This is a genomic window from Candidatus Eremiobacteraceae bacterium (genome assembly GCA_035295225.1).
Lineage (GTDB): Bacteria > Vulcanimicrobiota > Vulcanimicrobiia > Eremiobacterales > Eremiobacteraceae > JABCYQ01.
Genome location: DATGJI010000017.1, coordinates 1 through 19,626 on the forward strand (window position 1 = coordinate 1; position 19,626 = coordinate 19,626).

Sequence of the window (19,626 nt, forward strand, 5' to 3'; positions counted from 1 at the left end):
ACCGCCGACGTCTACGCGATCAACGCCTCGACCGGCGCCAAGATGTCCGGGCTCGCCGGCTCGGGCGGGTTGGACAACGCCTACTCGCAGTTGGCCGCGGTTCCCGGCGTGGTCTCCGCGATCGGACTTGGCTGGGACAACGGCACGCTGTCGATTCGCGGCGGCAAGTTCCAAGACGCTGCCTACGAGTTCGACGGCGTTCCCGTCAACAGGTCTTTTGACAACTATCCGGCCACCGAGCTTGCTACGCTCGGCCAGCAAGAGCTACAAGTCTACACCGGCGGCGCGCCCGTCGGAACCAGCGCCAACGGCATAGCCGGATTCGTGAACCAGGTCATCCGCAACGGCACGTATCCAGGCTTTGCGGAGATGAACTTCGGGGTCGGCGGTCCCGCGCTCTACAACAAATTCGACATACAAGCGGGCGGCGCGACGCCGGATCGCAACTTCACATACTTCGTCGGCTTACAGAAATCGTCGACTTCGCAGAGGCTTGCGGATCAGTTCAACGGCGCGTCGCTGACGAACTCGGCAGCCAACGTCACACTCCTGGACTTCAAGGTGCCGCCGGGCGGTCTCAGCGCGGGCTGCAACCCCGCGACGAATCCGAACTACGCGAGCTATACGATCTGCTACGCGCAAGGCGTCGGCCCATTCTTCGGTCCGAGCGGCTACATCCTCGGGCCCTGGACATGGGATTCTCCCGCTACCGCGTACGACTCACAAAACGTCATCAACTTGCATTTCGGCATTCCACATTCCAAGGATGCCGGCAAGGACGACATCCAGGTCCTTTTCGACAACTCGTATCAGTTGACGAACTACTACAACACACTCGGCGACATGTTGCCGGCGATTCAAGCGGATTGCGCCGCGGGCGGACCGATATTCGCCAACGTCTCCTGCACCGGCCCGATCATCACGGCGCCCAGCGGCCTCGTGTATCAAGGACCGACCGGTGTTGCGCTACCTGCAAGCGCCACGTCGCGCATCGTGCCGTACGCATTCCCCGATTGCTCGCTTGTCTGCCAGCCGGGCATCAACGCGGCCGACGGACAGCAAGTGGGCCAGAGCATCGAGAAGCTCCAGTATCAGCATAACTTCGGGAGTACGGCGTACCTCCGTGTCTACGGCTACTCGTTCTATTCGTGGTGGTACAATCACGGCGCTGTCGGAACGGCGTTCCCGTTCGTCCTGAATCAGAACCCCATGTATGACCTCGACACGCACACCCGCGGTGTTTCAGCGACGTTCGCCGATCAGCTGAATGACAAAAACCTGTTCAGCGTTGACGCGTCAGTCGTTCACGCCACGAGCACGCGCTACAATAACTCGACGTATAACACGGGGCCCGGGAGCACGCTTTCGGAACTGGTCAGCTCGGCGAACCCGCTCAACGGCTTGTGCTACAACCTTGCGAATACTGCGGTGCCAGTCTCGTGCGAGCCGGGTGGAGGCGCAAGCAGAACGACGTTCGGCGCCCCGCTTCCCACCACCCCAGCACCCGCCGGCTTCGAATACCTCGTCGTAGAAAACGGCAATCACGGCTTCCTCAACCAGGTCGTGCCGACGTTCACGAGCTTCGACATCAACGATGATCTGCAGGCAAGCGAACACCTGAAGTTCAGCCTCGGCCTGCGTCTCGACAACTACCAATTCCTAGGATCAAACACTCAGGGACTCGCGCGCACGTTCTGGTTCAACGCTTGGAATCAGGTCGCGTGCGTCTCGACGGCTCCGGGTTCGACGCCGTTCTTCAATCCCGCCGGACCCGGCGCCGCGTGCCCGGCCGGAACCAAGGTCGCGACGATGGTCAACACCCCGAGCGACAACAAATACAACGAGACCGAACCGCGCGTCGCGTTCACCTACTCGACCACGCCAAACGACGTCTTCCGCGGTGAATACGCCGTAAGCGCGCAGCCGGCCAACGCCGCGTACCAGCAGTACAACACGGCGCAGCAGAACCTTCCGAACGCGATCGCGCCGTCGTTCTACCAATACGGCTTCAACTCGCCCAGCCACGTGATCCCGCCGCAGGTGGCCTACAACACCGACGTCTCATGGGAGCACCACTTCAACGGCAGTGACGTCTCGTTCAAACTGACGCCGTACCTGAGAAAGACGAAGGACGAGAGCCAAAACATCGTCATCAGCTTCGCGACGAACTTCGCTTCCGGACTGCCGATCGGCAATTCGACGGACACGGGCGTTGAGTTTGCGCTGACGAAGGGCGATTTCAACGCGAACGGCTTCTCGGGTATGCTCTCCTACACGCATGAGAACAACGTGACGCGATATTCTCCGCTGCCAAACGGCAACGGGTCGCTGCTCTCGTCGATCAACAATGCGATCAAACAATACAACGGCTACACGAGCGCGTGCGCGGCCGCCCCGACGCGGCCGATTTGCGGCGCGACCGCCACAGGAGCCGCGGCAGCTCCTTGCTATACCGCCGGCGGGGCGCCCGATCCCGGCTGCGCGGCCGGCGACATCGCAAATCCGTACTGGAACGCTCCGCCGCGCGGCCTGTTCGATCTGTACGGCACATATCCGACCGAACAGCTCGGCGGATTCTTCCCCAACGCGAACATCTTCGGGTCGATTCCTACGGGCGTCATCCCGAACTACTTCACCGCGGTGTTGAACTTCCGGCATGGCAAACTCGACCTCACCCCGACGGCCGTGTTCACGGAAGGGAACGCCTACGGTTCGCCGCTGGTCGCCGCCGGTATCGCGCCCGACTTGGGCTTCTTCTGCTCGAACGGGCAATCGCCGACGCTAACCGGATCAACGACGGGCGACCCGCGTTACCCGTACGGAGCCGCCGGCGGTTCGCCGTTTAACGCTACGTGCTTTGCTCCGCTCGGCGGTGTGCCGGATCCTGTCACACATAACTTCGACTCCTTCGGAACGTTCCGTAACCCGTCGAACATCAACCTCGGCATGCAGATCAGCTACGATGTCTCCCCACATGCCACGGCACAATTCCAGCTGATCAACGTCTACAATCGGTGCTTCGGCGGAGCGAGCGAGCCGTGGACGAAAGGCGCAGGCGAACACATCTGCGGCTACGTCGGCGGCGGCAACGGCTTCGGCTACGGAGCCAACTTCTACAATCCGAACTCGACGATCGATCCGGGCGAACGGTTCCCATACGTCGGCGCAAACGGCGGCGCGCCGTTCTTCGCCGTCTTCGATCTGAAGTTCAAGATGTAGGCCATATCTCTACGACGACGCTCAAGGGGCCGACGCTTTCGTCGGCCCCTTCTTGCAATCCGGAGGATACCATGATGTTCGCGCAGTTCTCGTTCATCGTTCTCGCGCTCGTCGCTCCCGCGGCCGGCACCGGCGGCGCGTCGCCGTTGCGCGAAGTCGTCTTCAACGCTTCGTACAGCGATACGCATACGCAGAACACGACGTCGTTCTACGGCAATCAACAAGCTCAAGTAGCTGACAGCGATCGCGGAACGGTCAGAGTCGACGTCATGGAGACGTCGGCGGAGGCGCTCGGGCTTCGGATCACCGAGACGTGGAACGCCACGGGAACGCCGCGCGTCTACTTGGGCAACATCGGCGCGGACTGCTCGGTCAATTTCGCGCCGGATACCATCCAGCTCGTGACGCGCGAGCTGCTCGGCTACTTCTGCCGCGCGCTAGGCACGCAGCACTCATATGCGGCCGATGAGAAGTGGTCCGTCAACGGACCGGCGCATACGGGCATCACGGAATCGTATGCCGTGACGAAAGTAGATGGGGCAAAGGTGACCATCCATGAAAGCCGGTCCTCGAACACATCAACCGTCCAGGCCGGCGAACTAAGCGGCGATTCGACGGTCGTCTACGAACCGGCGAAGCTCGTACCCGTCAGCGGTTCGTTCGATCTGAGGGTCGCCAGCGGCAGTTTCGCGACGACCGAGGAGGATACGGTTCTCTTACGTTTCGACCGCGTCTCCGACTCGCTCGATGCGAACCCGTGACTGAAGGGACCGATTTTCTATCGGCCCAATGGGCGAGCGATGGGGGAGCGCCAATGGACGGCCTGACCTACGTGCGCGAGATGCGCGATCGAGGGACCAACTATCCTCCGATTGGTCGGTTCGTCGAGTTCGCGGTGCGCGACGTGGCGCAGGGCCGCATCGAAGTCACCGGTCGCCCGAACGAGCAGCACTACAATCCGTTCGGCGTCGTGCATGGCGGTTTTGCCTGCACGCTCATGGATCTTGCGCTCGGACACGTCTCCGTGACGATGCTTCCATCGATGGAGAAGGCCGTCGTCACGACAGACCTGTCCGTGAAATACGTGCGCCCGCTCTACGCCGCGGTCGGCGAAGTCTCGTGCGTCGCGACGGTCTTGCACAGCGGCAAGACGATCATCGTGGCCGATGCCCAATTGCGCGATCAGGCCGGCAAGCTGTACGCGACGGCGCAGTCGACGTGCTTCATCGTACCGCGGCGTTCGAGTTAGGCGCCGTTCTCCGAACGCGCGGCCCAAGAGATCGCGTCCTCGAGTGATTCCTCGCCCCAAAAAAGCTCGCCGCGAACGAGGCAATTCGGCGCACCGAAGATTCCCAGCTCGATCGCCCGCGCGGTGTTGGCGCGAAGGCGGCCTCGTTTGTCGGGCTCCAACGCACGAGCGACGATCTCGTCTGCAGGCAGGCCAAGGCGACGAAGGACGTCGAGGACGACGGCGGCATCCCCGATATCACGGTCCTCACCAAAGTTCGCCGTGAAGACCGCCCGAATGAAATCTCCGCACCACGGCTGATCCGCTATTGAACACGCGACTCGTGCCGGCAGGGTCGAGCCGCGGGGAAACGCGGTTGGCCTCACCCACGGCAATCCAAACTTGTCGGTGAGCCTCTCCATGTCGCGCCACATATATGCGCCGCGCCGCTCATTGATGTTGAACGGCGAATCGTTCCAGCCTTGCAGTTCGAAGATCGGCCCGAGCAAGAACGGCATCCACACGAGTTTGACGCCCGCTTTGCCGCACAGATCTTCGATTCGCATGGCGGCGATATATGAGTACGTGCTTGCGAAGTCGAACCAGAACTCCAAATCGGGTTCGCGCTCTCCAGGTTTCATGACACTGGTGGCCGATTCGCGCGTTCCCCTTTGCCGTCCCGCGCCGCAGCGTACCGGATGTTCCCATAGGGGTACTCAAACGCGCCGTGAGTATGCTAGTTTAAGGATAGGAAAAGCGCGCACCACCGTCAGGAGACGATCCACTGTGAAGAACAAAGGCACGAAGAAAGTCAAGCGCGGTCTCGCGCAGATGCTCAAGGGCGGCGTCATCATGGACGTCACGACGCCCGAACAAGCGATCATCGCGCAAGCCGCAGGGGCGGTCGCAGTCATGGCGCTCGAGCGCGTGCCGGCCGACATCCGCAAAGAAGGCGGGGTCGCGCGCATGGCCGACCTTGAGATCGTTCAGCGCATCATGGATGCGGTCACCATTCCGGTCATGGCAAAGGCGCGCATCGGCCACTTCGTCGAGGCTCAAGTGCTGCAAGCGATGGGTGTCGATTTTATCGATGAAAGCGAAGTGCTGACGCCGGCCGACGACGCCTACCACATCGACAAACGCGATTTCACGGTGCCGTTCGTCTGCGGAGCGCGCAATCTCGGCGAGGCGCTCCGACGAATCTCCGAAGGCGCGGCCATGATCCGCACGAAGGGCGAGGCCGGTTCCGGCAACATCGTCGAAGCGATCCGCCACCTCCGACAGGTCAATGATGATATCCGCCGTCTCGCGTCGTTACCGGTCGAAGAGCTCGTCTCCGTCGCCCGCGATCTCGGCTCGTCCATCGAGATCGTCCGCGACGTCGCGAAGGCCGGCCGCCTTCCTGTCGTCATGTTCGTCGCGGGCGGTGTTGCAACGCCGGCTGATGCCGCGTTGTGCATGCAACTCGGCGCCGAGGGCATCTTCGTCGGTTCGGGGATCTTCAAGAGTTCCGAACCCGAGAAGACCGCCAAGGCGATCGTCTCGGCCACGCACTTCTTCGATGATCCCGCGAAGATCATGGAAGCGTCGAAGTCGATCGGTGCGCCGATGGCGGGGCTTGAGATCTCGCAGATCCCGAAGGATCAACTGCTGGCCGGCCGCGGCTGGTAATCGTGTCTGAAGGGGCCGACGTCAGTCGGCCCTCATCAGAAGAATTCATATGTCCAAAAAAACCGTGATCGGCGTTCTCTCGCTGCAGGGCGACGTCGACGAGCATATCCACGCGCTGCGCAACGCGGACGCAAAGGCCCGCGGCGTCAAGACTTCCGACGACCTTGAGAAAGTCGATGGTCTCGTCATGCCCGGCGGTGAATCCACCACGCTCGCCATCGTGCTCGAACGGTTCGGCCTCGTTAAACCCTTGCGGGCTCTCGCAGCCCGCGGCACGCCGATCTGGGGCACGTGCATGGGAATGATCATGATGGCGCGCAGCGTCGTTGGATCGGCGCAGCCAACGCTCGGATTTCTCGACATCGAAGTGAAGCGTAATGCGTTCGGCCGGCAAGTCGAAAGCTCGGAGCTGCGATTGAACATCGATGGCATCGACGGCAAACCGTTCCCGGGCGTCTTCATTCGTGCGCCGTGGATTGAACGGGCGGGCCGCGACGCCAAAATCCTAGCACGTGTGAACGACAAAGGCGTCATGGTCCGCCAAGGCGCGTTCCTCGGAACGTCTTTTCATCCGGAATTGACCGATGACGCGCGCGTCCACCGCTACTTCGTGGAGATGGTGGAACGGGTGCTGGGCAAAGGCTGACGATCATCTCGGAGGCAGGGGACCGCTCCGAATCGCGATAAATGAAGCGCGTACAGGGGGTCCTTACTTCGGATGGTCGACGTCCTCGTCTTGAACGCCACCTACGAAGCGCTCAACGTCACATCGTTGCAGCGAGCGGTAAAGCTCGTATTTTCGGGCAAGGCCGAGGTTCTCCACACCCACGATCGCCCGCTCCGCGCCGCCACCTTCGAGATGCGAATGCCATCCATCATCCGCATGCTCTACTATATCCGGCGGCCGCGCCAGCAAGTCGCACTCACGAAGAAGAACGTGCTCTTGCGCGACGACTACACGTGCCAGTACTGCACCCGCAAGGGTGACGGTCCGATGACGGTCGACCATGTGGTGCCCAAGAGCATCGGGGGCCCGTCCACGTGGGAGAATCTTGTCTGCGCGTGCCTCGCCTGCAATAATCGCAAGAACAACCGCACGCCGCAAGATGCGAACATGCATCTCGCGCGCAAGCCGCGCATGCCGAAGTACATCCCGTGGATCCAGGTGAAGCGCCACACGCTGCCTGGCGAGTGGTATAAGTATTTGTTCTTGTATCACGTCTCGATCGAAGAGCGCATAGAGCCCTGACATAGGCTATGTAGGGCGGACCTTTACGGTCCGCCGAGAGTCGTGATGAGCGATCCCAATCGCGAGCCCGAAGACCCGACGAGCTTTCGCTCGATCGCAGTCTGGTGGCGAGCGCTCACGTGTGTGCCAGTCGGCGCCATATTCGGCTTCGTTTGCGCATTGGTCATCCTATCGCTCCGAGGTGTGCATGCTATTGAACCACCACTCGCGTTGCCGCAATCGCTGTATCTCGCAGCCACGGTCGGCACGCTTTGGGGTGCCGTCTACGTGCCGATCGCCTATCTGATCTTTTTGCGCAAGGAGCGACTGCTCAACGCGCTCATCGGCGTCGCGATCGGTACGATCCTCATCGGCGTCTTCGGCCTGCGGTTCGTGGGTCCGTTTGCGCCAGTCACGATTTCCGCGTCAGTTGGGTTCTGGCTTAGCTGCATCGCGATTTATGCAAATCGCGAGCGGCGACAGCATGACGACGGATGGCAGGGTTACTTCAGTCCGCCGATCCAGAGGAAATGACGATGGACGCCGTCACGCAACGAGACATTCGTGATCATTCTCTCGATTGCTCTGTTTGCCGGGCCGGTCGGCGCAATGTTCTTGGCCTGCGGATGGATGGCGCGGCGCGAGAAGCGACGAGCGGCGTCCTAAGGCGGAGGTCCGATCACTCGCGCGGGGCGATTTTCTCGAAGATCCTTGCGACGGGGAGCGCGAATCCGGCGAGCGATGCGTGCGTCAGAACTTCGTCGCTGCCGAATTGCTTGCGACCGCGCGCGTCGCATGCCTCAACTGTCTTTTGGACCGGATCGACGATGAACACGACTTCGGCGCCGGATGCAAGATACACACGAACGTTCTCGTCGACATCTCGTTGCGCGTCGCCCGGCGAAAGCACCTCGACGACCGCATTTGGCGCGACGACCGGAATGCTCGCACCTTCATCGTCGTCGTAGCCTACCCGCTCATACGAGAGGTACGCAACATCGGGGACAAGGGGTCGTCTCGGCTCTCCGGGCGGCGCAAGCCGGAAATCCCATTCCGCGCTTACGCGACCACATCCGTACGTCCGCGCCCACTCCAAGAGGGCCACGAGAAACGCGCCTTGAGCCCGGCCGTGCCGTTCTCTCGGATTCATCTTTTGCAGCGCCCGGCCGTTGACCCATTCGGTCGCCGGTTTCGTCTGCGGAACTTCGATCTCGAGCATGCTTTGCGCCTCATCCCGAGTATATCACGCGGCCGGTTAGAGCGTCAGTACGATCTTCCCAAAATTCTCGTTGGCTTCGATCGCCGCGTGTGCCGCCGCTGCTTGTTCTAGCGGGAGGACGCGGTCGATCGGCATGACGATGCGCCGGTCGGCGAAAAAGGGCAGCATCGCGCCGAATGCCTTCGTCGCACGTGCCTTTTCATTGTCGTCGCGATTGCGCATCATCGTGCCCGCGAGCCTCAGCCGCTTGCGCATCAGCATCGAGATGTCGAGATCTGCGCGCGGTCCGCTTAACGTTGACACAAAAACCAGTCGACCAAGCGTAGCGAGGCACGCAACGTTGCGCTGAAGATAGTCGGCGCCGACGAAGTCGATGACGACGTCGACATTCGGGAACTCGAGTGATTTCGGATCGACGACATGATCGAGCCCAATCTCTTGCGCGCGCGCCGCCTTGACCGCCGAACGCGTCGAGCCATAGGTCACCGCTCCAATAGCCTTCGCCAATTGAACAGCGGCTAGGCCGACGCTCGATCCGACCGCGTGTATCAGCACGCGTTCGCCTTGGACGAGCGATGCGTGCGAGAAGAGCGCATCGTGCGCGGTGATGTATGCTTCCGGAATGCCACCCGCCTCGATGTCCGTCACGGCGTCCGGCACCGGCAGCACCAACGGCTCGCGTGTCGCCACGAATTCGGCCTGCGCGCCGCCGCCCACAAGTCCCATGACGCGATCGCCGACGCGCAAATCGCGAACGCCGGGACCGACAGCGCTTACTTCGCCGGCGAACTCCATGCCGAGGATATCCGGCGGTGATCCCGGCGGCGCGGGGTAGCGGCCGCGTCGCTGGAGCGTGTCGGCGCGATTGACGCCGGCTGCGCGTACTCGGACGATGATTTGGTCATCGCGGGGCGCAGGGGGCGCGGGGACATCGGCGATCTCGAGGACCTCGGTGCCTCCGAAGGCCTTGAGGCGGAGTGCTTTCATCTACTATCGTTTGCCCGGCGGACCATAAAGGTCCGCCCTACATTCGCTGGTAACCTCCGGGCACATCTTCCCATCGCTTCCGGAGGTCTTTCGCCGTGTCGCGCCTCGACCAATCCAACACGCCGTATTTTGATGCGCTTCGCGACTACGTCAACGATGGCGTCGTCTCGTTCCACACGCCCGGCCACAAACACGGCGTGGGCATGCACCCGCTCTTGCGCGATTTCATCGGCGACAACATCCTCAAGATCGACCTGACGCAAGTCCTCGGGCTGGATGATTTGAGCCAGCCCGAAGGCCCGATCAAGCTCGCGCACGAGCTGGCTGCCGCGGCGTACGGAGCCGACCACAGCTACTTCCTCGTCAACGGGTCGACTGCCGGAAACCAAGCGATGCTGATGACTGCGGTGCGGCCGGGCGACACTGTACTGCTCCCGCGCAATTGCCACAAATCCGCCCTGAGTGCGCTGATCCTCAGCGGCGCGAGACCGGTCTATCTCAAGCCGGAACTCGACCGAGAACTCTTTGTCGACCACGCGGTGACGCCGGCAACCGTCGAGGCGGGACTTCGCGATGATCCAAAGGCCGTTGCGGTTTTCCTCACGAGTCCGACGTACTACGGCGCGACCGCCGATCTGGCCGCCATCGCGGACATCGTGCATGCGCGCGGTAAACTGCTTCTCGTCGATGAGGCGTGGGGTCCACATCTGCAATTTCACCCCGAGTTGCCGCAGTCGGCGACCGCGGCGCAAGCAGACGCGTGCGTCAATTCAACCCACAAACTGCTCGGCGCGATGAGCCAAGCCGCGATGCTCCACGTGGTCGGCGAGCGCATAGACACCGGTCGGCTGGAGGCCACGTTGCGCATCTTTGCGAGCACGAGCCCGCAGCTTGCGCTGCTCGCAAGCCTCGACGTGGCGCGGATGCAGATGGCGACCGAGGGAGAGGCGCTGCTCGGCCGGGCCCTCGCGCTAGCGCGAGACGCGCGCGTGCGGCTCAACGCGATCCCCGGCATCTACTGCATGGGAACGGATCACATCGGCCGGCCGGGCGTGGCCGGCTATGACGAAACGCGCATCGTCGTCCACGTGAGACAACTCGGCATGACCGGCTATGACGCGGACCGCATATTGCGCGAGCGTCACAAGATCCAATTCGATCTCGCGGATCACTTCAATCTCGTCGGAACGATAACGATCGGCGATACGGAGCGTTCAGTGGATGCGCTCGTCAACGCAGTCGCGGCGCTGGCACGCGAGTCTTCAACCGGCGACCGAACACAGGCGGCGCCAGACGGGCCCGCGCCGGCTCACCGCGACACGTATTCACTTCCGCCGATTCCGGTCGCGGTCGTCACTCCGCGAGAGGCGTTCTTGAGCGATTACGTCGAAGTGCCGTTCATCGAAAGCGCCGGCCGAATCTGTGTGGAGGTGATAACGCCATACCCGCCCGGCATCCCGATAATATGCCCGGGCGAACGAATCACGGATGAAACCATCGACTATCTCACACGCGAACTCCGCGCGGGCATCCACATCCAAGGCCCGGTGGACGACTCGCTGCGCACCGTCCGGGTGCTACCATAACGATCGCACGAGGTGACGTTATCTTGAAAGAGGACCTCGCCCACCCCGATACCGGCGACTGGGAACTCTACGCACTGCTCGACATATTCACCCCACCCATCCGGCAGGCGCTCGTCAATCTACCGAATTTCAAAGACCTCATCGAGGTCATCCTCGACCTCGGGCGGCTCCCGGAAGCTCGCTTCCCATCCGACTTCTGTTACCTGTCGCAGATCCCGGTCAGCGCGGATGACATCGCTGCCGTCGTGACCCGCATCGGTGAATTCGGTAAGGACAACCGCGCCGGGATCGAGCAGACGCTGCATCGCATCTCTTGCCTGCGCAACCGCAACGGCAAGATCATCGGCTTGACGTGCCGCGTCGGCCGCGCGGTCTACGGCACGATCGATATCATCCTCGACGTCGTGCGCTCCGGCAAGTCCATACTGCTGTTGGGCAAGCCCGGCGTCGGCAAGACGACGATGCTGCGCGAAGTAGCGAGGGTGCTTTCGGGCGACTTGCGCAAGCGCGTCGTCATCGTGGACACGTCGAACGAGATCGCCGGCGACGGAGATATCCCGCACGCCGGCATCGGTCACGCCCGGCGCATGCAGGTCGACGTGCCGCTCAATCAGCACGCGGTCATGATCGAAGCGGTCGAGAACCACATGCCGGAGGCGATCGTCATCGACGAGATCGGCACCGAGGCTGAATCCATCGCGGCCCGCACGATCGCAGAGCGCGGCGTGCAGCTCATCGGCACGGCGCACGGACTGGACCTCGAGAGCATACTCATGAATCCCACGCTCTCCGATCTGGTCGGCGGCATCGGCGCCGTGACGCTCTCCGACGAGGAAGCCAAGCGGCGCGGCACGCGCAAGACGGTCCTCGAACGCAAGGCGCCGCCGACATTCGACGTCGTCATAGAGATCCAAGACCGCGATAGGCTTGCGTTGCACGCGCCGGTCGCCGACGTCGTGGACGCCATGCTTCGCAGCCACGAGCCGAAACCCGAGATCCGCGTCCGGACCGACGGCGGCGGTGTCGAAGTGGTGCAAGAGGCGGAAGCGCAGACCGTGCAGTCGCGCTACAATTCGGTTCCAACGCATGCGCACACACGCTCACATGGCTACGATCGAAACGCCGCGCCGTCCGTGTTTTCCCTTGCCGACGAAGACGACGACGAACCAGCCACCGATATCATCCGTATCTTCCCATACGGCGTGAGCCGTTCGAAGATCGAGCGAGCCGTCGCCAACCTGCGCGTACCGGCGCTGATCGCGCGCAAATGGGATGATGCAGACGTGGTCCTCACGCTCAAAGCGCTCGAGCGGCGCGACAACGGCCGGCTACGTGAGATCGCGGCGCAGAACATCCCGATCTACGCTCTCAAGACCAACACCACGGCACAGATCCAGACGTGTCTCAAAGATCTCTACGATCTTCCGAGCGTCGACGACGAAGAGCTCGCGATGCGCGAGGCGGAAGAAGCAGTGTACAAAGTGATGCTGCATCACAAACCGGTCGAGCTCTCGCCGCAGTCGTCATACGTGCGCCGCCTGCAGCATCAGATGGTGGAGAAATACCATCTGCTCTCACGCTCGACAGGCATCGAGCCCAATCGGCGCGTGCGCGTCTACAAGGATGCGGCGCAATAAGCGCGGGTCTGCTCGTCACCTTTGAAGGCATCGAAGGAGCCGGCAAGTCCACCCAGATCCGGCTCCTGCACGACTACCTGTCCGGCACGTCGGTGCCGTTCGTCTTCACGCGCGAACCCGGCGGCACGCAACTCGGCGAAGAGCTGCGGCGACTGCTGATCGACCCGCTCGGTCGGCTATCGCCGCAAGCCGAAACGCTGATCCTGAGCGCCTCGCGCGCCGAGCTTTGCGATAAAGTCATCGAACCGGCGCTAGCCGAAGGGCGGCTCGTGGTCTGCGATCGCTTTTGGGACGCGACGCTTGCGTACCAGGGATTCGGCCGCGGCCTACCGTTGCAGACGCTCCTCGACATCACGATGTTCGCGACGCGACGCCTCGAACCTGACATCACATTTCTGTTGGATGTTCCGGTTAAGCTCTCACGCGAGCGCCTGAGATCGCGATCGGCGATCCCCGATCGGCTCGAAGCCGAACCCTCGGCATTTCACGAGCGCGTCGCCGATGGCTACCGGCGCCTCGCAGCCGCGGCGCCGCAACGCTTTATCGTCGTGGATGGCACGCGGCCCGAAGGCACGATCGCCATCGAGATCCGCGACGCGGTCATGGCGCGCTGGCAGTCAAATCGCCCTTGAGGCCGTTCGCGGTATTGATCGCGAGCACGCGCTCGCCTTCGCGAATCCAGCCGCTCGCACGAAGCTGATCCGCAGCCGCGATCGTCGCGGCGCCTTCCAGACAAAGGATCACGCCTTCGGATTCGGCGACGCGTTTTCGCATGCGCACGATCGCATCATCTTCTACCGCGAGCGCGCAACCGCCGGACTCGTATACCGCATCCAGGACGAGAAAATCACCGAGCGCCTTCGGCACGGTGATACCATACGCCACCGTTTTGGCGTCGTTCCAGAACTGCGATTCGCGCGCGCCCGATTCGAACGCCCGCACGATCGGAGCGCAGCCGGCGGACTGAACGGCCACCATGCGCGGAAGCCGGTCCGCGATCAAACCGATCTCGATCAGCTCGTGCAGCGCTTTGATGATGCCGATCATACCGACGCCGCCGCCGGTCGGGTAGAGGATGACGTCCGGCACTTCCCACGCGCCTTGTTCCGCGATCTCAAAGCCGAGCGTCTTCTTGCCTTCGATGCGATACGGCTCGCGCAACGTGGACGCGTCATACATGCCCATTTCGCGCACGATCTCCGAACAGCGTCTGCCGGCGTCGGCGAGCACGCCGTCCACGAGCGTCAGCGATGCGCCGACCGCGGCGCACTCATGCCGGTGGATGAGCGGCGCGCCTCGCGGCATGACGAGGTGCGCCCGCATTCCGGCGCGCCGTCCGTATGCCGCCCACGCTCCGCCTGCGTTGCCGTTTGTCGGCATCGCAAATTCTTTGACGCCGAGCTCGCGCGCTCGCGATAGACCCACCGCTGCGCCTCTCGCTTTGAAGCTGCCGGTCGGGAGCGTGCCTTCATCCTTGACCGAAAGCGCTTCGATGCCGATGGCTTCGCCGATGTTCGCAAGCGGAACGATGGGCGTGACTGTTTCCCCGAGTTTGACCGCGTTGCGCGGAAGATCGCGGATCGGAAGCAGTTCGGCATAGCGCCACAGATCCCACGCTCGCGTCGAGAGCGCGTCGCGCGTGAGCGTGGCTCCGGCGCGCGCCAAATCGTAGCGGGCGAGCAGCGGCGCGCCGCACGTGCAGAGATGTGCGACCGCGTCCGCCGGGTGCATCGCGCCACACTTCGGACATTCGAGGTGAGAAAGGCTGGAGATCGCGTCGCTCAACGTCGGACTACGATGCCGCGAGCGAGCGCAACTGGACCTGGAGCCAGCCGTAGATCGTCGCGGGCGCGGCATGCGTGTCGTGTGCCATGAGGATCGCTTCGTCGATGAACCCGAGCGCCTTCGCGGATCGCTCGGCTGCGGCGCGCCCTAGCGCGCGCTGCGCTTGCGCATATCTTTCGTCGTGCGCGATATCGAAAAGCGAGTCATCACCGGAGATCGAGCGCAGCATCACGTCGCGCGCGGTGATGCGCGCCTGACGAAGGGTCTCGTCGAGCACCTCCCGCGGGGCTTCCTTGCCGAAATCCACCATGAGCGGCAGACGGTCCGGCCGCGTCAGACAGTCCAAAACCCACGCCCTCGCGGCCTCGCGCACGTCGGAGGTCGCGCTATCGCGTTCCGCAAGCGCATCGCCCAAACTTCCAAGCGATCGCCTCGCCAACGTGGTCGCGAGGTCGGGCGCCACGTCATAGTACGCGATCAACTGGCGCGTGATGTCGGATTCGGTGAGTCTATCGAAGCGGATCGAGGTGCAGCGCGAGCGGATGGTCGGGAGGACGGCGTCTTCACGCTCAACGGTCAGCATGAAGAGTTTCTGAGGTCCGGGTTCTTCGATCTGTTTGAGCAAAACGTTCGGCACGAACTCCGTCGTGATGGCGTCGAAACCGGGGACGATGCAGATCGGCCGGCCGCCCTCGTAGGATTTGAGCTGCATGCGTTCGATGATCGCACGCACTTGATCCATGCCCAGTTTGTCGGTCTTGCGTTCCGTCGTCGCCGTGGCTTGGATGAAGTCGACGTCGATCTCGAGGATGTCGCCCGACGATCCGTTCAAGCCGCGCACGCACGGACCACAGACACCGCAGTAACCGAGCGGAAACGAAGTCGGGTGCTCGCAGTTGAGCGTCCACGCGAGCATGCGCGCAAAGGTGCGCTTGCCGGTGCCGCGCGGACCATGCAGCAGGTACGCTTGAGCGAGACGTTGCGGCCCGAGGCGGGCGAAATAGTCTACGACATGCTGCTGGCCGACGAACGGCGGCGGCGGATCAGCCAAGGCGCGCGCCCGTGAGCGCTGATCCGCACGAGCACGTGCGCTCCCGCGGCATGCGCTCGACCATGCTCGAGAGCACGCCTTTAAGCCTCTCGTTGTTCGCGTTGAAGACCTCGAGCACGGCTTCGTGCGTGACCGGCGCGACGCCGGCGACGCCTTCTAAGCCCACGTCGTAGTCGGTGATGAGAGCGATCGTCGCGTAGCACATCTCGAGCTCGCGCGCCAAATAGGCTTCAGGATACTGCGTCATATTGATGACTTCCCAACCGAGGGACGAGAACCAGCGGCTCTCCGCCAGCGTCGAGAAGCGCGGTCCTTGGATCGTGACGACCGTGCCTTTATCGTGACACGTGATGTCGCGCCCCTTTATCACCTCGACGGCCAAGGCTCGCACCTGCGGGCAGTACGGGTATGCAAAGGAGACATGCGTCGTGACCGGCCCGTCGTAGAAGGTATCTTTGCGCGCGTTCGTGCGGTCGACGAGCTGGTCGCAGACAACGAAGTGCCCCGGCTTCACGCCCGCTTGGAGCGAGCCGGCCGCGCACGGCCCGATGATGCGAGACACGCCGAGCTCCTTCATCGCCCACGCGTTCGCACGGTAGTTGATCATGTGCGGAGGCAGCGAATGCGACTTGCCGTGCCGCGGGAGAAACGCGACGCTGCGGCCTGCGATTTCGCCGAGCGCGATCACGTCGCTCGGCGCGCCGTACGGCGTCTCGACCTTGACTTCGTGCTTGCCGTCGAGGAGCGAATAGAAACCGGACCCTCCGAAAATCCCGATCTCGGCCGCGTTCTTCAATCGTTACTCCATCCACGCAAATCGAAGCGACCGGTTGTCGGCCGGCCGCTCGTCTCGAACTTCCGCTTACGACTTCTTGAAATCGCTCGGTTTGAGCGTCTCGATGTATTTCTTGAAACGCTCGATGTCTTCTTCCTCAGACTTCTGATCGAGGACGGCCTCTTCCAGTGCGATTTTGTCGGTGACGTAGATCGGCGCGTCGCATCGTAATGCGACAGCGATGCAGTCGCTCGGCCGCGCATCGATCTCCTTGGTCTCGCCGCTTGTCTCGATCACCATCTTCGCGTAGAACGTGCCGTCGCGCATGTCGTGGACGATGATCTTTGTCACCTTGGCATCCACGTTGTCGAGCACGGACTTCATGAGGTCGTGGGTCAGCGGGCGCGGCGCGGCTTGGCCTTCGAGCGCCATCGCGATCGCCGTTGCTTCAAATGGTCCGATCAAGATGGGAAGATAGTGCTTGCCGTCAACGTCCTTGAGGATGACGACGGGGTCGTGCGTCAGCAAGTCGATCCCGAGTTTGTCTACCTTCATCTGACGCATGACGCATGCGGCCTCGCTGCCCTAAGAGTGTACGACCTTTACTGCCCTTCGGGCCGAAAATTGGCCGTTCCTGGAAGGCCGGTGCCCGGGCGGCAAGCAAAAGGACCGTCCGCCATGTCTTTAGGCTCACACACAGTCGACGTGAATCTTCTCGCCATGCGCCTTTGGCAATCGGCCATCGCGGTCGCCATCTGTCTTATCGTCTGGCGCATCATCGTCGCACTCGTGGACCGGCTTTTCGCGCGTAAATTCGCCACGCGTTTCATTCCCAGAGCTGCGACGTTCGGGTCGTTGATCAAGTCCGTCACGGCGGCCGTCACGCTCGTCGCCGCCGTCCTTGCGTGCATGAGCATCTGGGGCATCGACATCTCGCCGGCGATTTGGTCGGCCGGCTTCATCACCGCCGGACTCGCGTTCGGCGCGCAATCGGTCGTGCGCGACGTGCTCACCGGCTTGCTCTTCTTGTTCGACGACATCTATGAGATCGGCGACACCGTCGAGATCGTGACGATCGTGAACGGCGTGATCACCGGCACGGTTGAAACCCTTGGTCTTCGCCTCACGGTCGTGCTCGACGACAAAGGCCGCCGGGTCGCCATTCCCAACGGCAACATCGTCACGGTTGCGAATGCGAGCCGCCTCGCGCGATCTTCGTGGATCTTGATGACGCTGCCGCTGCGACGCAGCATCGGCGACATGAGCAAGCAGCTCGTCGACATCGCGCGGACGGCTGCCAGCGCCGAGAATGTGGCCACCGACGGCATCGAGGTATATCTGTCCGATTTCGGCTCGGATTCCGCCACGTTTCGCATAGACATACCCGCTGCGAGCGTCGTGACGGCTTCCACCCGCGCGCGTATCCGCGAGCGCATCGCGGTCGCCGCTCAGGATCGCGGCTGGCTTCCCGGCGGTGCGGCCGCGCCGGCGCGCGGCGATGGGGAAGAGTCCGCGCGCAGCGTATCGGACTCCGACAAGCCGTGAGCCTCTCATGCGGCATCGTCGGCCTGCCGAACGTCGGCAAGTCAACACTCTTCAACGCGATCACGCGCGCGAGTGTGGCGGCGAGCAACTATCCGTTCTGCACGATCGAACCAAACGTCGGAATCGTGCCGGTGCCGGATGCCCGGCTCGCGGAACTCGCGAAGATCTTCGCGAGCAAGCAGATCGTGCCGGCCACGACGACATTCACCGATATCGCCGGGCTCGTGCGCGGCGCGTCGAAAGGCGAGGGCCTCGGCAACGCGTTCCTCTCGCACATCCGCGAAGTTGATGCCATCGCGATGGTCGTGCGCTGCTTCGACGACGCCGACGTCGTGCACGTCGACGGACAACCCGATCCGCTGCGCGACATCGAGACGATCACCATCGAGCTCGCCCTCGCCGACTTGGTCGGCGTTGAGAAACGATTGGATAAATCGCGCCAGCGGTTGAAGACGGATCCCAAGCTTGCGGTGGAAGTGTCGGCGCTCGAAAATCTCAAGCGCGCGCTCGATGCCGGGCAGGTCGCACGGACGTTCGCGAGCGGCAGCGCGGAGGCGGCCTTAGCCAAGGAGCTCGCTTTGCTCACCGCAAAGCCGACCTTGTACGTCGCAAACGTCGATGAGTCGGGTTCGCCCGCTTCGAAGGCGCGGGCGCAAGCGGTGCAGGAACGTGCGCGGCAAGAAGGCGCGCAATCGGTCGTGCTCTGCGCCAAGCTCGAAGCGGAGTTAGCAGGGCTCGCGCCGGATGAAGCGGCCGCCTTCGCAAAAGACTACGGCTTGGAACAGAGCGGCTTGGACGCGCTCGTGATAGCCGCGTATCGGCTGCTGGACTTGATGACATTTCTGACTGCCGGGGAAAAAGAGAGTCGCGCATGGCCGATCGCGCGCGGCACGAAGGCGCCGCAAGCCGCCGGCACGATTCACAGCGACATCGAGCGCGGCTTCATCCGCGCCGAGATCGCAGGCTACGAGGATCTCGTGCGCCTGGGTGGGCTGCAGGCCGTGCGCGAAGCCGGTCTGCTTCGTTCCGAGGGTCGCGAGTACGTCATGCAAGAAGGCGACGTCGTCAACTTCCGCTTCAACGTCTGACAGAAAGCCGCGTCAATGCCATCAAAGAACGATGTACAACCGCTGCATGAAGCTTCCGTGTTCGGCGAGGGCATCGCCTATTTCAACGAAGCGGCGGCGAAACTCGACCTCGACGCGAACATGCGCCGAGTTCTGACGCACCCATCGCGACAGGTGATCGTGTCCTTGCCGTTTCAACGCGACAATGGGGACTTTGAAGTGTACACGGGATACCGCGTGCAGTACAGCACCGCGCGTGGTCCGGCGAAAGGCGGCGTGCGCTATCACCCGGGCGTCACGTTGGACGAGGTCACGGCGCTTGCGTTCTGGATGACTTGGAAATGTGCAGTCGTGGATCTGCCGTTCGGCGGCGCAAAAGGCGGAGTGACGTGCGACCCGACAAAGCTGAGCGCCGGCGAGGTGGAGCGTCTCACGCGGCGTTATGCGGCGGAGATCATCGAGATCATAGGACCCGATAAAGACGTGCCGGCGCCCGACGTCAACACGAATTCGCAGACGATGGGCTGGATCATGGATACGGTCTCGATGCACTTGCGCAACCACACGCCGGGTGTCGTGACGGGCAAACCGGTCTGCATCGGCGGGTCGCGGGGACGCGTGGAGGCAA

The 19,626-nt window shown here is 62.8% G+C and carries 20 protein-coding genes; 13 read left to right on the top strand and 7 right to left on the bottom strand.

Going from position 1 to position 19,626, the window contains the following annotated elements:
- From VKT51_02245 to VKT51_02255, 3 genes are all read left to right on the top strand, one after another.
- On the top strand, positions 1-3,219 hold a 3,219-nt coding region (locus tag VKT51_02245; protein HLJ82982.1), incomplete at its 5' end, for a TonB-dependent receptor.
- Between the two features lie 74 nt (positions 3,220-3,293).
- Entirely contained in the window at positions 3,294-3,980 is a 687-nt protein-coding gene (locus VKT51_02250) for a hypothetical protein (GenBank protein ID HLJ82983.1), read from the top strand.
- 53 nt (positions 3,981-4,033) lie between these two features.
- Positions 4,034-4,468: a PaaI family thioesterase gene (locus VKT51_02255; GenBank protein HLJ82984.1), complete on the top strand. Its 435-nt coding sequence runs from the start codon at positions 4,034-4,036 to the stop codon at positions 4,466-4,468.
- On the opposite strand, the gene VKT51_02260 is transcribed toward VKT51_02255, so the two are convergent.
- The gene (locus VKT51_02260; protein ID HLJ82985.1) at positions 4,465-5,088 is read right to left on the bottom strand and encodes a 2-hydroxychromene-2-carboxylate isomerase; all 624 of its coding nucleotides are present in this window, start codon (positions 5,086-5,088) and stop codon (positions 4,465-4,467) included. The two genes, VKT51_02255 and VKT51_02260, sit on opposite strands and share 4 nt — an antisense overlap.
- 145 nt (positions 5,089-5,233) lie before the next feature.
- On the opposite strand from VKT51_02260, the gene pdxS reads away from it, so the two are divergent.
- The 4 genes from pdxS (at position 5,234) to VKT51_02280 (ending at position 7,880) form a co-directional block, all read left to right on the top strand.
- Positions 5,234-6,118 (top strand): pyridoxal 5'-phosphate synthase lyase subunit PdxS, encoded by an 885-nt coding sequence (gene pdxS, locus VKT51_02265; protein ID HLJ82986.1) that lies wholly within the window; start codon positions 5,234-5,236, stop codon positions 6,116-6,118.
- A 49-nt stretch (positions 6,119-6,167) separates the two neighbouring features.
- Entirely contained in the window at positions 6,168-6,764 is a 597-nt protein-coding gene (gene pdxT / locus VKT51_02270) for a pyridoxal 5'-phosphate synthase glutaminase subunit PdxT (GenBank protein HLJ82987.1), read from the top strand.
- A 72-nt stretch (positions 6,765-6,836) separates the two neighbouring features.
- Positions 6,837-7,367 (top strand): HNH endonuclease, encoded by a 531-nt coding sequence (locus VKT51_02275; GenBank protein ID HLJ82988.1) that lies wholly within the window; start codon positions 6,837-6,839, stop codon positions 7,365-7,367.
- Between the two features lie 45 nt (positions 7,368-7,412).
- Positions 7,413-7,880: a hypothetical protein gene (locus VKT51_02280; protein ID HLJ82989.1), complete on the top strand. Its 468-nt coding sequence runs from the start codon at positions 7,413-7,415 to the stop codon at positions 7,878-7,880.
- Positions 7,881-8,025: 145 nt separating this feature from the next.
- Here VKT51_02280 and VKT51_02285 read toward each other — a convergent pair whose 3' ends face one another.
- Both VKT51_02285 and VKT51_02290 read right to left on the bottom strand, forming a co-directional pair.
- On the bottom strand, positions 8,026-8,565 hold the full coding sequence (locus VKT51_02285) for a Uma2 family endonuclease (GenBank protein ID HLJ82990.1): 540 nt from the start codon (positions 8,563-8,565) through the stop codon (positions 8,026-8,028).
- Positions 8,566-8,601: 36 nt separating this feature from the next.
- Positions 8,602-9,552 carry an NAD(P)H-quinone oxidoreductase gene (locus VKT51_02290; GenBank protein HLJ82991.1) on the bottom strand — a complete coding sequence of 317 codons (951 nt, stop codon included), beginning with the start codon at positions 9,550-9,552 and terminating at the stop codon, positions 8,602-8,604.
- A 95-nt stretch (positions 9,553-9,647) separates the two neighbouring features.
- Here VKT51_02290 and VKT51_02295 point away from each other — a divergent pair, with 95 nt between their 5' ends.
- Genes VKT51_02295 through tmk form a run of 3 tightly spaced genes read left to right on the top strand, consistent with a single transcriptional unit; the run spans position 9,648 to position 13,407 of the window.
- Complete coding sequence (locus VKT51_02295) at positions 9,648-11,138, top strand: aminotransferase class I/II-fold pyridoxal phosphate-dependent enzyme (GenBank protein HLJ82992.1); 1,491 nt, start codon at positions 9,648-9,650, stop codon at positions 11,136-11,138.
- A gap of 23 nt (positions 11,139-11,161) precedes the next feature.
- Positions 11,162-12,775, top strand: coding sequence for a R3H domain-containing nucleic acid-binding protein (locus tag VKT51_02300; GenBank protein ID HLJ82993.1), 1,614 nt, complete (start codon positions 11,162-11,164; stop codon positions 12,773-12,775).
- A gap of 8 nt (positions 12,776-12,783) precedes the next feature.
- A complete protein-coding gene (gene tmk, locus VKT51_02305; protein ID HLJ82994.1) occupies positions 12,784-13,407 on the top strand; it encodes a dTMP kinase in 624 nt (207 codons plus the stop codon).
- Here tmk and VKT51_02310 read toward each other — a convergent pair.
- The 4 genes from VKT51_02310 to VKT51_02325 form a co-directional block, all read right to left on the bottom strand.
- Entirely contained in the window at positions 13,376-14,506 is a 1,131-nt protein-coding gene (locus VKT51_02310; GenBank protein ID HLJ82995.1) for a threonine synthase, read from the bottom strand. The genes tmk and VKT51_02310 overlap by 32 nt on opposite strands.
- A gap of 61 nt (positions 14,507-14,567) precedes the next feature.
- Positions 14,568-15,611: an AAA family ATPase gene (locus VKT51_02315; protein ID HLJ82996.1), complete on the bottom strand. Its 1,044-nt coding sequence runs from the start codon at positions 15,609-15,611 to the stop codon at positions 14,568-14,570.
- On the bottom strand, positions 15,604-16,407 hold the full coding sequence (locus tag VKT51_02320) for an S-methyl-5'-thioadenosine phosphorylase (GenBank protein ID HLJ82997.1): 804 nt from the start codon (positions 16,405-16,407) through the stop codon (positions 15,604-15,606). The genes VKT51_02315 and VKT51_02320 overlap by 8 nt, the downstream gene beginning before the upstream one ends.
- 66 nt (positions 16,408-16,473) lie before the next feature.
- Positions 16,474-16,950, bottom strand: coding sequence for a bifunctional nuclease family protein (locus tag VKT51_02325; protein ID HLJ82998.1), 477 nt, complete (start codon positions 16,948-16,950; stop codon positions 16,474-16,476).
- Between the two features lie 141 nt (positions 16,951-17,091).
- On the opposite strand from VKT51_02325, the gene VKT51_02330 reads away from it, so the two are divergent.
- From VKT51_02330 to VKT51_02340, 3 genes are all read left to right on the top strand, one after another.
- Complete coding sequence (locus VKT51_02330; GenBank protein ID HLJ82999.1) at positions 17,092-17,931, top strand: mechanosensitive ion channel domain-containing protein; 840 nt, start codon at positions 17,092-17,094, stop codon at positions 17,929-17,931.
- On the top strand, positions 17,928-19,019 hold the full coding sequence (gene ychF / locus VKT51_02335) for a redox-regulated ATPase YchF (protein HLJ83000.1): 1,092 nt from the start codon (positions 17,928-17,930) through the stop codon (positions 19,017-19,019). The genes VKT51_02330 and ychF overlap by 4 nt, the downstream gene beginning before the upstream one ends.
- Positions 19,020-19,034: 15 nt before the next feature.
- Positions 19,035-19,626: Glu/Leu/Phe/Val dehydrogenase dimerization domain-containing protein (locus tag VKT51_02340; GenBank protein ID HLJ83001.1), on the top strand; the 592-nt coding region annotated here is incomplete at its 3' end.

Coding starts and splice junctions, on each gene's coding strand:
- VKT51_02250 (HLJ82983.1), top strand. CDS start 3,294: ATGTTCGCGCAGTTCTCGTTCATCGTTCTCGCGCTCGTCGCTCCCGCG.
- VKT51_02255 (HLJ82984.1), top strand. CDS start 4,034: ATGGACGGCCTGACCTACGTGCGCGAGATGCGCGATCGAGGGACCAAC.
- VKT51_02260 (HLJ82985.1), bottom strand. CDS start 5,088: ATGAAACCTGGAGAGCGCGAACCCGATTTGGAGTTCTGGTTCGACTTC.
- pdxT (HLJ82987.1), top strand. CDS start 6,168: ATGTCCAAAAAAACCGTGATCGGCGTTCTCTCGCTGCAGGGCGACGTC.
- VKT51_02275 (HLJ82988.1), top strand. CDS start 6,837: ATGGTCGACGTCCTCGTCTTGAACGCCACCTACGAAGCGCTCAACGTC.
- VKT51_02280 (HLJ82989.1), top strand. CDS start 7,413: ATGAGCGATCCCAATCGCGAGCCCGAAGACCCGACGAGCTTTCGCTCG.
- VKT51_02285 (HLJ82990.1), bottom strand. CDS start 8,565: ATGCTCGAGATCGAAGTTCCGCAGACGAAACCGGCGACCGAATGGGTC.
- VKT51_02290 (HLJ82991.1), bottom strand. CDS start 9,552: ATGAAAGCACTCCGCCTCAAGGCCTTCGGAGGCACCGAGGTCCTCGAG.
- VKT51_02310 (HLJ82995.1), bottom strand. CDS start 14,506: ATGCACCCGGCGGACGCGGTCGCACATCTCTGCACGTGCGGCGCGCCG.
- VKT51_02325 (HLJ82998.1), bottom strand. CDS start 16,950: ATGCGTCAGATGAAGGTAGACAAACTCGGGATCGACTTGCTGACGCAC.